Below are 13,873 nucleotides of genomic sequence, written 5' to 3'. Positions count from 1 at the left end.
ATCGTTAACTTTTGGGTCGAACGCCAATGATACATTCAGACATAACTGTCGAAACAGGAAATCCATTGCGATGAAAATCACGCTGAACAAGATGCTCCTGGCCTCCACCCTGGCTGCGGCCATGGCCATTGGGCTGGCCAATGCCGCCGAGGCCCCACGGGTCGGCGTACGCGGCGCCATTACTGCGATGGACGGCGACGCGATGCACGTCAAGGTCAACAGTGGCGAAGAGGTTGTGGTGCATCTGACGCCGGCCACCCAGGTACGCGCCGTTACCTTGGCCAAGATCGATGAGATCAAGCCTGGCAGCTACATCGGCTCGGCCGCCATGCCGAACGCCGATGGCACCCTGACTGCGCTGGAAGTCCACGTATTCCCACCGGCCATGGCCGGTACGGGTGACGGGCACCGCGCGTTCGATTTGAAAGAAGGCAGCAGCATGACCAATGGCACGGTGGGCGACTTGGTGGTCAGCAACGGGCGCACCCTGACCGTGAAGTACAAAGGCGGCGAGCAGAAGATTGTGGTGCCGGAGGATGTGCCGATCGTGAACCTGGAGCCGGGCGATCGCAGCTTGCTCAAGGCGGGTGTGAAGGTGGTGTTGTTTGCGGCGCAGGGCGCGGATGGGACCATTACGGCCCAGGCGATCTCAGCCGGCAAGGATGGCGTGACACCGCCGATGTAACTGCCAAACACAAAAACAAATGTGGGAGCTGGCTTGTGTGGGAGCTGGCTTGCCTGCGATGCAATCACCTCGGTGTATCAGTTACACCGAGGGGATGCTATCACAGGCAAGCCAGCTCCCACACTTGACTGCATTTTTTCAGTTACAGCGATTTATTGCCCGCTGTAGATCTGGTCAAAAATCCCGCCATCATTGAAGTGAGTTTTCTGCACGGTACGCCAGTCACCAAAGGTCTTCTCCACCGACAGGAAGTCGACTTTCGGGAAGCGGTCGGTGTACTTGGCCAGCACTTTCGGATCACGCGGGCGCAGGTAGTTGTTGGCGGCAATTTCCTGGCCTTCCGGCGACCACAGGTACTTCAGGTAATCCTCGGCAGCAACGCGGGTGCCTTTCTTGTCGACCACTTTGTCGACCACCGACACCGGCGGTTCAGCTTCGGCGGAAACGCTTGGGTAGATCACTTCGAACTGATCACGGCCGAATTCACGGGCGATCATTTCGGCTTCGTTCTCAAAGGTCACCAGCACATCGCCGATCTGGTTGGTCATGAACGTGGTGGTGGCGGCACGGCCGCCAGTGTCCAGCACTGGTGCATGTTTGAACAATTCGCCGACGAACTTCTTGGCCTTGTCTTCATCACCACCGTTTTTCAGCACATAACCCCAGGCCGACAGGTAGGTGTAGCGGCCATTACCCGAGGTTTTCGGGTTGGGCACGATCACTTGCACGCCATCTTTGAGCAGGTCGGGCCAGTCTTTCAGGGCTTTGGGGTTGCCCTTGCGCACGATAAACACGGTGGCGGAGGTGAACGGCGCGCTGTTGTTCGGCAGGCGTGTGACCCAGTTGTCCGGCACCAGTTTGCCGTTGTCCGCCAGGGCATTGATGTCGGTGGCCATGTTCATGGTGATCACATCGGCCGGCAGGCCGTCGATCACCGAGCGCGCTTGTTTGCTGGAACCGCCGAAAGACATCTGCAGGGTCAGCTTGTCGTTCGGGTGCTCGGCTTCCCAGTGCTTCTGGAAGGCGGCGTTATAGTCCTTGTAGAAGTCGCGCATCACGTCGTAGGAGACGTTAAGCAGTGTGACCGGTGCGGCTTGCACGGCACCGGCCAGGGCCAGGCCCGCGGCCAGAAGAGAGGCGCTGAGGATTTTTTTCACTGCTCATTCCTTGTTGTTCGAGAGAAGAGTGGGGGCAATTTGCCAGCAACTATAGCCGGGCCTGCATAGGCGTTTAAAGATTAAAACGTACTGTGCTTATTCCACTTTATGAAACAGGTTGCTGCCACAGCGCGAGCAAAACGCCGCGTTGGGTTCATGGCTGTTTTTCTTGCACACCGGGCAATCGTGCTCCAGCTGTTCACCGCGCATGGCGCTGGCCAGTTCAGCGGTAAAAATCCCGGTGGGTACGGCGATGATCGAGTAACCGGTGATCATCACCAGCGACGAAATCACCTGGCCCAGCGGCGTCTTCGGCACGATATCGCCAAAGCCTACGGTGGTGAGGGTCACGATTGCCCAGTAGATGCCTTTGGGAATGCTGGTAAACCCGTGCTCCGGGCCTTCAATCACATACATGAGGGTGCCGAACACCGTCACCAGGGTGCACACGCTGACCAGGAACACCACGATCTTCTGTTTGCTGCCGCGCAGCGCCGCCATCAAGTAGTTGGCTTGCTTGAGGTACGGGCTGAGCTTGAGCACGCGGAAAATCCGCAGCATCCGAATGATGCGGATAATCAGCAGGTATTGGGCGTCGCTGTAATACAGCGCGAGGATGCCGGGCACGATGGCCAGCAAGTCCACCAAGCCATAAAAGCTGAAGGCATAGCGCAGGGGTTTGGGCGAGCAGTACAGCCGCAAGCCGTACTCGATCGCGAAGATCAGCGTGAAGCCCCATTCGATGTAGGCCAGCACATTGGCGTAGTTCTGGTGGATATCGTCGATGCTGTCGAGCATCACGATCACAATGCTGGCAAGGATGATCAGTAGCAGAATGCCGTCAAAGCGCCGCCCGGCTGCGGTGTCGCTCTGGAATACCATGACATAGAGGCGCTGACGCCAGTCGCTGTTGCTGTCCATAAAACCCGCCTGAATCGAATATCGAGCAAGCCTAGGGGGATTCGAACGGGCTGTCCACGCGGGCTTTGAACATCCGCTGCGTGGCGCGCACCAGCCAGCACGCGAGGATAAACGGCGCGGTCAGCGCAGGCAGGTGCAGGGCGGCAAAACCGGGCGTGAGGATGATCGCCAGCAGGATGCCCAACATTGGCAGCCACGGCTGACGGCGTGATTGGCTCAAGGCCAGTGCCGCCAGCGCCGGGTTGTAGCTGTGCAGGCCGAGGAGGGCGCTGGCGGGTTCGTCGAGCAGTAGAGCCACCAGCACGCCAGTCACAGCGCCGATCAGCGCCCACAGTGCGGCGCGACGGTTGGCCAGCAACAGACCGAGCGCAATCAAGACGCCGGCCAGGGGTTGGTCCAGCAGCATGACTTGCGCAAGGCCGGTCAAGGGCGCACTGATCACAGACAGAACGTCGGGCTCGACCAGCGCGAACGTCGGCTCAGGCACGCTGCCGATCAGCAGCCAACCCAGGCCGACAAAGGGCGCGGTGTACGCAGACAAGTCATCCGGGTGACGGGCATGTTTCAACCATTGCCGCGTGAGCATCGCACTCAGGCCGCCGCAGGCCAGGATCAGCGGCGGCAATAAGGCCGACCAGGCGAAGTGCTGGCTGATCAACACACCCAGCAGCACGCCGTTGTAGCTGTACAAGCCAGCTTGGCGTTCTGCCTTGGGATAGCCCCGGCGCTGGGCGGTGAGCAAACCGGCGACGCCCCCCAGCAACGCCCCGCCGAGCAAGGCCGGGGCGCCGATCAGGATGGCCAACAGGCACAGCAGGCCGCACAGCGGCTGGCGTTGCAGGAATATCTGGCTGAAGCCGTTGAGCAGCGCTTCGGCCCAGTCGGGGCAGGTTGGGTTGTGCATGAATTGAGTTTCTGCAGGTGAACACCAACCCTGTGGCGAGGGAGCTTGCTCCCGCTGGGCTGCGAAGCGGCCCCAAAAGATGGGCCGGCTACGCCGTCCAACGGGAGCAAGCTCCCTCGCCACAGGGGGTTAGATCAACGTCTCGATACGCAACGAATTGGTCGACCCCGGCTGCCCGAACGGCACCCCCGCCGTAATCACCAAAGTGTCCCCGCGCTGCGCCATGCCTTGCGCCTGGGCAATTTCCAGCGCCGTGGAACACACCTCATCGACCTGGCGCAGCCGGTCATTGACCACCGAGTGCACGCCCCAGGCCACACTCAAACGCCGCGCCGTGGACAGGTTCGGCGTGAGGTTGAGGATCGGCGCCACCGGCCGCTCCCGCGCCGCGCGCAGACTGGAGCTGCCGGACTCGCTGTAGTTCACCAGCACCGCCACCGGCAAAATGCTGCTGATGCGCCGAATCGCGCAGCTGATCGCATCCGACACCGTGGCATCCGCCTTGGGCCGGCTCACGTCCAGTTGCGTCTGGTAATCCGGGCCGTTTTCCACTTGGCGGATGATCTTGCTCATCATCTGCACGGCTTCCAGCGGGTATTCGCCCGAGGCGGTTTCGGCCGAGAGCATCACCGCGTCCGCGCCTTCGGCCACGGCGTTGGCCACGTCGGTCACTTCGGCGCGGGTCGGCGCCGGCGAGAAGCGCATGGATTCGAGCATCTGCGTGGCCACCACCACCGGCTTACCCAATTGGCGGCAGGTGCTGATGATGTCTTTCTGGATCTGCGGCACGCTCTCGGCGGGCACTTCCACACCCAGGTCGCCTCTGGCCACCATGATCGCGTCGCTCAGTTCGGCGATTTCCCGCAAGCGCAGCACGGCTGAGGGTTTTTCGATCTTGGCCATCAGGAAGGCCTTGTCACCGATCAGTTCGCGGGCTTCGCGGATATCTTCCGGGCGTTGCACAAACGACAGCGCCACCCAATCCACGCCCAACTCCAGGCCGAAGCTCAGGTCGCGGCGGTCCTTGGCGGTCAGCGGGCTGAGTTCCAACAGCGCTTGCGGCACATTCACGCCTTTACGGTCGGACAGCTCGCCACCATTGAGCACGGTGGTGTCGATGGCGTCGACGTGTTTGGTGATCACGCGCAGGCGCAGTTTGCCGTCGTCCAGCAACAGGTCCATGCCCGGTTCCAGTGCGGCGATAATCTCGGGATGGGGCAGGTTGACCCGGCGCTGATCGCCCGGCGTCGGGTCCAGGTCCAGGCGCAAGGCCTGGCCGCGCACCAGTTGCACTTTGCCCTCGGCAAAACGCCCGACCCGCAGCTTCGGCCCTTGCAGGTCCATAAGGATGCCCAGCGGGTAATTGAGCTGGCGCTCCACTTGGCGAATCCACTGGTAACGCTGGGCGTGGTCGGCATGCTCGCCGTGGCTGAAGTTGAGGCGGAAGATATTCACGCCGGCTTCCACCAACTCGCGGATGTCATCGATGCCATCGGTGGCCGGGCCGAGGGTGGCGAGAATTTTGACTTTCTTGTCAGGCGTCATGTTTGGCAGTCTCAAGAATCAGGATGGCGCGGAAGTCATTGACGTTGGTGCGGGTCGGCTCGGTGACGATCAAACCGTCGAGCGCGGCGAAGTAGCCATAGCCATTGTTGTTGTCCAGCTCGTCGCTGGCGCTAAGGCCCAGGGCTTCGGCGCGGCGGTAGCTGCACGGGGTCATGATTGCGCCGGCGTTGTCTTCGGAGCCGTCGATGCCGTCGGTGTCACCGGCCAATGCGTACACGCCGGGCAAACCCTTGAGGCTGTCAGTCAGGCTCAGCAGGAATTCGGCATTGCGCCCGCCACGGCCATTGCCGCGCACGGTGACGGTGGTTTCACCGCCCGAGAGAATCACGCAGGGCGCCGCCAAGGGCTGGCCGTGCAGCACGATCTGCCGGGCGATACCGGCGTGTACCTTGGCCACGTCCCGTGCTTCGCCTTCCAGATCGCCGAGGATCAACGGGCTGAACCCGGCCTGGCGGACTTTTACCGCCACCGCTTCCAGCGACTGCTGCGGGCGGGCGATCAACTGGAAGTGGCTGCGCGCGAGTACCGGGTCGCCGGGTTTGACGGTTTCCGAGGCTGGGTTCTGCAACCAACTGCGCACCGATGCCGGCGCCTCAATGCTGTAGCGCTTGAGAATCGCCAGGGCTTGTTGCGAGGTGCTCGGGTCGCCGACGGTGGGGCCGGAGGCGATGACGGTGGCCTGGTCGCCCGGCACATCCGAGATAGCGTAGGTGTACACCGTCGCCGGCCATGCGGCCTTGGCCAACCGGCCGCCCTTGATGGCCGAGAGGTGCTTGCGCACGCAATTCATCTCGCCAATGGTCGCGCCGGATTTGAGCAACGCTTTGTTGATGCTTTGTTTGTCGGCCAGGGTGATGCCTTCGGCGGGCAGGGCCAGCAAGGCCGAACCACCGCCGGAGAGCAGGAAGATCACGCGGTCGTCTTCGGTGAGGTTGCTGATCAGTTCCAGCACGCGCTTGGCGACGGCCAGGCCGGCCGCATCGGGCACTGGGTGTGCGGCCTCGACCACTTCGATTTTCTTGCACGGTGCGCCGTGGCCGTAACGGGTGACCACCAGCCCCGAGACTTCGCCCTGCCAGCAGTTCTCGACCACCAGCGCCATGGCGGCCGCGGCTTTGCCGGCGCCGATCACGATTACACGGCCGCTGCGGTCGGCGGGCAGATAAGGTTCAAGGACTTGCCGGGGGTGGGCGGCGTCGATGGCTGTGGCAAACAGCTCGCGAAGCAGGTGTTGCGGATCGACCGACATAAGCGGGCTCCCGGGGAATTCTTGTTATTAGAGTTAAGACTTGAAACGGGATCAAAATGTGGGAGCTGGCTTGCCTGCGATAGCGGTGTACCAGGCAATGAATGTCTAACTGAAAGACCGCTATCGCAGGCAAGCCAGCTCCCACATTGGCCTGCATTTCAAATCGAATTACTTATCGCGAATCGAAAAATTCGCCATATGCTCCAACCCTTTGATCAGCGCCGAGTGGTCCCAATTGCCACCACCAATCGCCGTGCAGGTGCTGAATACCTGCTGCGTACCGGCCGTGTTCGGCAGGTTGATCCCCAGCTCCTTGGCCCCGGCCAGCGCCAGGTTCAGGTCTTTCTGGTGCAGGTTGATGCGGAAGCCCGGATCAAAGGTGCCCTTGATCATGCGCTCGCCATGCACTTCCAGAATCTTCGACGAAGCAAAGCCACCCATCAGCGCTTCACGCACCTTGGCCGGGTCGGCGCCGTTCTTCGATGCGAACAGCAGCGCTTCGGCCACCGCCTGGATGTTCAGCGCAACGATGATCTGGTTGGCGACCTTGGCGGTCTGGCCGTCGCCATTGCCGCCGACCAGGGTGATGTTTTTGCCCATGGCCTGGAACAGCGGCAGGGCGCGTTCGAACGTCTGCGGCTCGCCACCGATCATGATGCTCAAGGTGCCGGCCTTGGCGCCGACTTCACCGCCGGACACCGGCGCGTCGAGGTATTGCGCGCCGGTTGCATTGATCTTGGCGGCAAAGGCTTTGGTGGCGGTAGGGGAGATCGAACTCATGTCGATCACCACTTTGTTCGGTGACAGGCCGGCAGCAACACCGTCGGCGCGGAACAGCACGTCGTCGACCTGCGGGGTGTCGGGCACCATCACGATGATGAACTCGGCTTCCTGGGCGACTTGCTGCGGGTTGGCCAGGGCCACGGCGCCAGCCGCGATCAGGGCTTCGGGAGCCTTGCCGTGATGCTCGGACAGGAACAGTTGGTGGCCGGCCTTTTGCAGGTTGGCGGCCATGGGTTGGCCCATGATGCCGGTGCCGATAAATCCGATTTTAGCCATGATCAAAATCCTCTTTTTATTCTAGGTGCAGGGCGGACACGGTCCACCAAACACTGAAGATCCAAATGTGGGAGCTGGCTTGCCTGCGATGGCATCCCCCGGTTTTGCCTGATACACCGCGGTGTCTGCATCGCAGGCAAGCCAGCTCCCACATTCTTTTGTGTTGTGTCAGTTAGATGGCGTTATGGGTCTTGAGCCAACCCAGTCCCGCTTCGGTGGTGGTCAGCGGCTTGTACTCGCAGCCGACCCAACCGGCATAACCAATCCGATCCAGATGCTCGAACAGGAAGCGATAGTTGATCTCCCCGGTCCCCGGCTCGTTACGCCCAGGGTTGTCAGCCAACTGGATGTGGTTGATCTCACCCAGGTGCGCGGCCATGGTCCGGGCCAAATCGCCTTCCATGATTTGCATGTGGTAGATGTCGTATTGCAGGAACAGGTTGGCGCTGCCCACCTGCTCGCGAATCGACAGGGCCTGCGCCGTGTTGTTCAGGTAGAAGCCCGGGATATCGCGGGTGTTGATCATCTCCATCACCAGCTTGATGCCCGCCGCTTGCAGCTTGTCGGCGGCGTACTTGAGGTTGGCGACAAAGGCCTTTTCCACGGTTTCATCATCCACACCGGCAGGACGAATCCCGGCCAGGCAGTTGATCTGGGTATTGCCCAGTACTTGGGCGTAGGCGATGGCCAGCTTGACCCCGGCACGGAACTCCTCGACCCGGTCCGGGTGGCACGCCAAACCACGCTCGCCATTGGCCCAGTCACCGGCCGGCAGGTTGAACAGCACTTGGGTCAGGCCGTTGGCATCCAGCTGCGCCTTGATCTCGGCGGAGCTGAACTCGTACGGGAACAGGTATTCCACACCCTGGAAGCCGGCGTCGGCGGCCGCTTTGAAACGGGCGAGAAAGTCCTGCTCGGTAAACAGCATGGACAGGTTGGCGGCAAAACGCGGCATAGGGTTCTCCTTAATCGAGCAGGGAAATGGCAGTCGGCGCATCGTTGCCGACCAGGGCCAGATCTTCGAATTCGTTGACGGCGTTGATCTCGGTGCCCATGGAAATATTGGTCACGCGCTCCAGAATAATCTCAACAATCACCGGAACCTTGAATTCTTCGATCATTTCCTGCGCCTTGCGCAACGCCGGCTGGATCTGGCCCGGCTCGAATACGCGCAGCGCCTTGCAACCCAAGCCTTCGGCGACAGCCACATGGTCGACGCCATAACCGTTGAGCTCCGGGGCGTTGAGGTTGTCGAAGGACAGCTGCACGCAGTAGTCCATCTCAAACCCGCGCTGGGCTTGGCGAATCAGGCCCAGGTAGGAGTTGTTCACCACCACGTGGATATACGGCAGCTTGAACTGCGCGCCCACCGCCAGCTCTTCGATCATGAACTGGAAGTCATAGTCGCCGGACAACGCCACCACTTTGCGGCTCGGGTCGGCCTTGACCACACCGAGTGCCGCCGGAATGGTCCAGCCCAAGGGACCGGCCTGGCCGCAGTTGATCCAGTGGCGTGGCTTGTAAACGTGCAGGAATTGCGCGCCGGCAATCTGCGACAGGCCGATGGTGCTGACGTAGCAGGTGTCTTTGCCGAACACTTGGTTCATCTCTTCGTACACGCGTTGCGGCTTGACCGGCACGTTGTCGAAGTGGGTCTTGCGGTGCAGGGTGGCCTTGCGCTGTTGGCAGTCATGCAGCCAGGCGCTGCGGTCCTTGAGCTTGCCGGCGGCTTTCCACTCGCGGGCCACTTCAATGAACATGGTCAGGGCAGAACCAGCGTCGGAAACAATGCCCAGGTCGGGGGTGAATACGCGGCCAATCTGCGTCGGTTCGATGTCGACGTGGATGAACTTGCGGCCTTCGGTGTACACCTCCACCGAACCGGTGTGGCGGTTGGCCCAACGGTTGCCGATGCCCAGCACCACGTCCGACTTGAGCATCGTCGCGTTGCCATAACGGTGTGAAGTTTGCAGACCGACCATGCCCACCATCAGCGGGTGATCGTCCGGGATCGTGCCCCAGCCCATCAGGGTCGGGATCACCGGGATGCCGGTGAGTTCAGCAAACTCCACCAGCAACTCGCTGGCATCGGCATTGATCACGCCGCCACCGCTGACCAGCAAGGGGCGTTCGGCCGCATCCAGCAGCGCCAGGGCTTTTTCCACCTGGATGCGCGTAGCCAGTGGCTTGGCCAGCGGCAGTGGCTGGTAGGCGTCGATATCGAATTCGATCTCGGCCATCTGCACGTCGAACGGCAGGTCGATCAGCACCGGGCCAGGGCGGCCGGAGCGCATTTCATAGAAGGCTTTCTGGAACGCGTAGGGCACTTGGCCGGGCTCCAGAACAGTGGTCGCCCACTTGGTCACTGGCTTGACGATGCTGGTGATGTCGACGGCCTGGAAATCTTCCTTGTGCATGCGGGCACGCGGCGCCTGGCCGGTGATGCACAGAATCGGGATCGAGTCGGCCGAGGCGCTGTACAGGCCGGTGACCATGTCGGTGCCCGCCGGGCCCGAGGTGCCGATGCACACGCCGATATTGCCGGCCTTGGTGCGGGTGTAGCCCTCGGCCATGTGCGAGGCGCCTTCAACGTGGCGAGCAAGGACGTGATCGATGCCACCGACCTTCTGCAAGGCCGAATACAGCGGGTTGATCGCGGCGCCCGGGATACCGAAGGCGGTGTCCACGCCTTCACGGCGCATCACCAGGACGGCGGCTTCGATTGCTCTCATTTTGCTCATGGTTTTGGTGCCTCTTGCGTTTTGTAATTGTATACAAGTGGTGTCTGGACAAAGTGTATTCACGGCGAGCGCCGCAGGTCAATGCATTTTGCAAAGTGGCCATGGCGTTCGTCGGAAGCACTTTTTTCGACGTATGGAGCCTTTGTGCGAAAATATTGTATACAAAATTAAATGTCATTGTGTTCTATTTGTTTGATCGAGCATCTGATCAAACAGACCTCCACCGCATTCCCAATAACAAAAGAAGGACGGCACCATGAGCGCTTTAACCTTGAAACTTGCCACCCAACTCGCCAGCCAGGCCCTCACCGCAGGCCGCACGATCTCGGCTGCACCGCTGACCATCGCGGTGCTCGACAGCGGCGGCCACTTGATCACCCTGCAGCGCGAAGACGGCGCCAGCCTGCTGCGCCCACAAATCGCCATCGGCAAGGCCTGGGGCGCGATTGCACTGGGCAAGGGCTCGCGCTTGCTGGCGCTGGACGCACAGCAGCGCCCAGCGTTTATCGCCGCGTTGAACAGCCTGGGCCAGGGCAGCGTGGTGCCGGCACCGGGTGGTGTGTTGATACGGAATCAGGACGGGCTGGTGCTGGGGGCGATCGGGATCAGCGGGGATACCTCGGATATTGATGAGCAATGCGCGATTACGGCGATCGAGGGGGTGGGGTTGTTGGCGGATGCGGGGGTTTCTGCTTGATCGCTATAGCCTGTTAGGGCCTCATCGCAGGCAAGCCAGCTCCCACACTGACCGAGTTCCACCTGTGAAATGCAGTCAAGTGTGGGGGGTTGTTGGCGGATGCGGGGGTTTCTGCTTGATCGCTATAGCCTGTTAGGGCCTCATCGCAGGCAAGCCAGCTCCCACACTGACCGAGTTCCACCTGTGAAATGCATTCCAATGTGGGAGCTGGCTTGCCTGCGATGCAGGCGACTCGGTGTTGGGTCAGAGCCAAATGGCATCCCACAACGGATAGTCGCCAAACTTTTTCACCAAGCCAGCTCTCAATGGATTAGCCACGATATACCTGGCAATCCCTTCAAGGCTCTCTTCCCGACGCACTGAATGATCATGAAAACCAGGTTGCCAGAGGCGACCCTGACGACCGGCTACGGCATTCACGACGCGGGTGCTTTTGGATTTTACCCGGCGCATCAGGTCCGCAAGTGATCCCTTTTCCAGGGAGATAAGCCAGTGGAAGTGATCAGGCATGACCACCCAGGCGAGGGAAGTTGCCAGGCCTAGATTCTGCGCAATCCTGAATTGTTGAACGACGAGTCGGCCTAGCCTGAAATCCTCGAATATCGGCTCACGGTCAAGCGTGTTGGTGGTGAGTAGGTAGATGCGGTTGTGTTCATCATAGCGCCCGATGCGCAGTCGTTTTGAAGCGGGGAGTTCAGGCATTCCATGGCCTCTCTTCAGTTGGGGTTCTGAGAGGCTAGGTCTCCGTGGCTGATGCTGATCGGCAGGCTTTTGGCAGGATGTGTCTGGATGGGCGCTTTCGCGAGCAAGCCCGCTCCCACATGGGCTCTGTGGTGTTCATACAGTTTATGTCTGGCGCGGTTCAAAGTGTGGGAGCGGGCTTGCTCGCGAATAGCACAGGCACCACGGCCCATCAGCCCAACTCACACCCCTTCAACACCAACCGAATGATCGTTTGCGCCGCCGCCTCATAATCCGCCTCATCCAGCTTGGCTTTGCCGGTCACCGCCGATATCTGCCAGTCAAAATCGGCATACGTCTGCGTCGCCGCCCAGATGCTGAACATCAGGTGGTTGGGGTCTATGGCGGCGATCAGGCCGCGATCTACCCAGCTTTGGATGCAGTTGATGTTGTGCTTGGCCTGGGCGTTGAGCTGCTCGATCTGCTCAGGGCTCAGGTGCGGGGCGCCGTGCATGATTTCGCTGGCAAACACCTTGGACGCAAACGGCAAATCGCGGGAGATGCGGATTTTCGAGCGGATGTAGTTGCTCAGCACCACCGACGGCTCGCCCTCGGGGTTGAACGGTGTGGAGGCGGCCAGGATCGGCTCGATAATGCTTTCGAGCACCTCGCGGTAGAGGTTGTCCTTGGACCTGAAGTAGTAATAGACGTTGGGCTTGGGCAGCCCGGCCTTGGCGGCGATGTCGCTGGTTTTGGTCGCGGCGAAGCCCTTGTCGGCAAACTCCTCGCTTGCCGCCCGCAGGATCTTTTCTTTGTTGCGCTCGCGAATGGTGCTCATAAACCAACAGGTTCCTTGCCAAGACAGGCGGTCGGGCATGGTAGCACCGGCTTGACGCAGCGCTCAAGAATGCAGGTGCAACCCTTGCACACCGGGCGTTACAGCGGAGTTTGTCTGTCTTGATGCTGAACGCATTCACGGTTGTACAGGCACGCACCGGGCGCGCTGCTAGAGTTCAGGGCAGCGATTCGGTGCAAAGCTGCATCGCTTCATCCTGTTTTTGGCTTTTGTGAGTGAGAAACCGTGGAGAAAAGCAGACGTCGTACGTTCGCCTGGATGGTCGGCGTAGTCTTGGTGGTACTGGCGGTTTTGGCAGGGATTCACTTCTTCAGCGGGCAACACAAGGGCAAGCCGCCGTCCCTGGGTGAACCGGTTGCCGTGGTGCCGGTGGTGTTGCAGGACGTGCCGGTGTACATCGACGCCCTCGGCACCGTCACTCCAACCCGCAGCGTTACGGTGGTAAGCCAGGTCGATGGCATCCTCAGCAGCGTGGAATTCAAGGAAGGCCAGCACGTCAGCAAAGGCCAGGTTATCGCCCGCATCGACGACCGTGCGCTGAAGGCGCAACTGGCAGTAGCCAAGGGCAACCTGGCCCATGATCAGGCGGTACTGAGCAACGCCCAACGCGACCTGGCGCGCTATCGCGACTTGGTCAAAGCCGGTTCCACCAGCCAGCAAACCCTCGACACCCAGGCGTCCCTGGTGCAGCAGCAACAAGGCACCGTCGCCGCCGACCAGGGCAATGTGCAAAACCTCGAAGTGCAATTGAGCTATTGCACCATCACTTCGCCGGTGGATGGCGTGGTCGGCTTGCGGCTGGTCGACCCCGGCAACTACGTGACCACCGCCAGCACCACCGGGATTGTGGTGATCACCCAGATGAACCCGGCCACTGTGGTGTTCGCTGTGCCCGAGGACGACTTGGGCGCAATCAACCAGGCCATGTCCCATGGCAGCGTCAGCGTGCTGGCTTACGATCGCAACAAGCAAACCCTGCTCGCCACCGGCGCGTTGCTGGCGTTGGATAACGAGGTGGACACCAGTACCGGCACCATCAAGGTCAAGGCGCAGTTCGACGATTCGGGCACTGCGCTGTTCCCCAACCAATTCGTCAATGCGCGCCTCAAGGCCGACACTTTGAGCCAGATCGCCGTGGTGCCGACCCGCGCGATTCAGCATGGCAGCAAGGGCGATTTCGTCTTTGTGGTCAATGGCAACAAGGCCAGCCTGCGCACGATCAAGACCGGCCCAAGCACCGGGGATGTCTCGGCAGTGCTCGACAATGGCGTCAAGGCCGGTGAGCAGGTGATCACCGAGGGCGCCGACAAACTGGATGATGGATCCTCCGTAAAAGTCGTCGCCCAGTAAGGAGTCG

13 protein-coding genes are annotated in these 13,873 nt (G+C 61.0%); 3 read left to right on the top strand and 10 right to left on the bottom strand.

Going from position 1 to position 13,873, the window contains the following annotated elements:
- Positions 1–70: 70 nt before the first annotated feature.
- Entirely contained in the window at positions 71–685 is a 615-nt protein-coding gene (locus P5706_RS23150) for a DUF5666 domain-containing protein (protein WP_138816051.1), read from the top strand.
- Positions 686–837: 152 nt separating this feature from the next.
- On the opposite strand, the gene P5706_RS23145 is transcribed toward P5706_RS23150, so the two are convergent.
- The 8 genes from P5706_RS23145 to gcl all read right to left on the bottom strand — a co-directional run bounded on the left by P5706_RS23145 (position 838) and on the right by gcl (position 10,282).
- Entirely contained in the window at positions 838–1,842 is a 1,005-nt protein-coding gene (locus P5706_RS23145; protein WP_099549035.1) for a sulfate ABC transporter substrate-binding protein, read from the bottom strand.
- Between the two features lie 96 nt (positions 1,843–1,938).
- On the bottom strand, positions 1,939–2,763 hold the full coding sequence (locus P5706_RS23140) for an ion transporter (RefSeq protein ID WP_200433536.1): 825 nt from the start codon (positions 2,761–2,763) through the stop codon (positions 1,939–1,941).
- A gap of 31 nt (positions 2,764–2,794) precedes the next feature.
- Positions 2,795–3,667, bottom strand: a complete 873-nt coding sequence (locus P5706_RS23135; RefSeq protein WP_200433537.1) for an urea transporter — start codon at positions 3,665–3,667, stop codon at positions 2,795–2,797.
- A gap of 129 nt (positions 3,668–3,796) precedes the next feature.
- Positions 3,797–5,212 carry a pyruvate kinase gene (gene pyk, locus P5706_RS23130; RefSeq protein ID WP_200433538.1) on the bottom strand — a complete coding sequence of 472 codons (1,416 nt, stop codon included), beginning with the start codon at positions 5,210–5,212 and terminating at the stop codon, positions 3,797–3,799.
- Complete coding sequence (locus P5706_RS23125) at positions 5,202–6,482, bottom strand: glycerate kinase type-2 family protein (RefSeq protein ID WP_285682022.1); 1,281 nt, start codon at positions 6,480–6,482, stop codon at positions 5,202–5,204. The genes pyk and P5706_RS23125 overlap by 11 nt, the downstream gene beginning before the upstream one ends.
- Before the next feature lie 168 nt (positions 6,483–6,650).
- Positions 6,651–7,541 (bottom strand): 2-hydroxy-3-oxopropionate reductase, encoded by an 891-nt coding sequence (locus P5706_RS23120; RefSeq protein ID WP_026013623.1) that lies wholly within the window; start codon positions 7,539–7,541, stop codon positions 6,651–6,653.
- A 172-nt stretch (positions 7,542–7,713) separates the two neighbouring features.
- Positions 7,714–8,496 carry a hydroxypyruvate isomerase gene (gene hyi, locus P5706_RS23115; protein ID WP_285682019.1) on the bottom strand — a complete coding sequence of 261 codons (783 nt, stop codon included), beginning with the start codon at positions 8,494–8,496 and terminating at the stop codon, positions 7,714–7,716.
- Between the two features lie 10 nt (positions 8,497–8,506).
- Positions 8,507–10,282, bottom strand: a complete 1,776-nt coding sequence (gcl, locus tag P5706_RS23110; protein ID WP_017136240.1) for a glyoxylate carboligase — start codon at positions 10,280–10,282, stop codon at positions 8,507–8,509.
- 256 nt (positions 10,283–10,538) lie between these two features.
- On the opposite strand from gcl, the gene P5706_RS23105 reads away from it, so the two are divergent.
- The gene (locus tag P5706_RS23105; RefSeq protein WP_200433542.1) at positions 10,539–10,979 is read left to right on the top strand and encodes a GlcG/HbpS family heme-binding protein; all 441 of its coding nucleotides are present in this window, start codon (positions 10,539–10,541) and stop codon (positions 10,977–10,979) included.
- 243 nt (positions 10,980–11,222) lie between these two features.
- Here the strand turns inward: P5706_RS23105 and P5706_RS23100 are convergent, their stop codons facing one another.
- Entirely contained in the window at positions 11,223–11,681 is a 459-nt protein-coding gene (locus P5706_RS23100; RefSeq protein WP_285682017.1) for an REP-associated tyrosine transposase, read from the bottom strand.
- Between the two features lie 211 nt (positions 11,682–11,892).
- Positions 11,893–12,498, bottom strand: coding sequence for a TetR/AcrR family transcriptional regulator (locus P5706_RS23095; protein ID WP_017136243.1), 606 nt, complete (start codon positions 12,496–12,498; stop codon positions 11,893–11,895).
- Between the two features lie 243 nt (positions 12,499–12,741).
- Between P5706_RS23095 and P5706_RS23090 the strand changes: the two genes are divergently transcribed.
- Complete coding sequence (locus P5706_RS23090; RefSeq protein WP_200433544.1) at positions 12,742–13,866, top strand: efflux RND transporter periplasmic adaptor subunit; 1,125 nt, start codon at positions 12,742–12,744, stop codon at positions 13,864–13,866.
- Positions 13,867–13,873: the final 7 nt, after the last annotated feature.

Origin of the sequence: Pseudomonas sp. ChxA (assembly GCF_030263855.1) — a bacterium.
Taxonomy (GTDB): Bacteria; Pseudomonadota; Gammaproteobacteria; order Pseudomonadales; family Pseudomonadaceae; genus Aquipseudomonas; species Aquipseudomonas fluorescens_CB.
Note: the sequence above shows the minus strand (reverse complement) of the source record. Positions and strands in the feature narration are given on the sequence as shown.

Excerpts from the sequence above, each read along its gene's own strand:
- P5706_RS23150 (WP_138816051.1), top strand. The coding sequence starts at position 71 with ATGAAAATCACGCTGAACAAGATGCTCCTGGCCTCCACCCTGGCTGCG.
- P5706_RS23140 (WP_200433536.1), bottom strand. The coding sequence starts at position 2,763 with ATGGACAGCAACAGCGACTGGCGTCAGCGCCTCTATGTCATGGTATTC.
- P5706_RS23135 (WP_200433537.1), bottom strand. The coding sequence starts at position 3,667 with ATGCACAACCCAACCTGCCCCGACTGGGCCGAAGCGCTGCTCAACGGC.
- pyk (WP_200433538.1), bottom strand. The coding sequence starts at position 5,212 with ATGACGCCTGACAAGAAAGTCAAAATTCTCGCCACCCTCGGCCCGGCC.
- P5706_RS23125 (WP_285682022.1), bottom strand. The coding sequence starts at position 6,482 with ATGTCGGTCGATCCGCAACACCTGCTTCGCGAGCTGTTTGCCACAGCC.
- P5706_RS23120 (WP_026013623.1), bottom strand. The coding sequence starts at position 7,541 with ATGGCTAAAATCGGATTTATCGGCACCGGCATCATGGGCCAACCCATG.
- hyi (WP_285682019.1), bottom strand. The coding sequence starts at position 8,496 with ATGCCGCGTTTTGCCGCCAACCTGTCCATGCTGTTTACCGAGCAGGAC.
- gcl (WP_017136240.1), bottom strand. The coding sequence starts at position 10,282 with ATGAGCAAAATGAGAGCAATCGAAGCCGCCGTCCTGGTGATGCGCCGT.
- P5706_RS23105 (WP_200433542.1), top strand. The coding sequence starts at position 10,539 with ATGAGCGCTTTAACCTTGAAACTTGCCACCCAACTCGCCAGCCAGGCC.
- P5706_RS23100 (WP_285682017.1), bottom strand. The coding sequence starts at position 11,681 with ATGCCTGAACTCCCCGCTTCAAAACGACTGCGCATCGGGCGCTATGAT.
- P5706_RS23095 (WP_017136243.1), bottom strand. The coding sequence starts at position 12,498 with ATGAGCACCATTCGCGAGCGCAACAAAGAAAAGATCCTGCGGGCGGCA.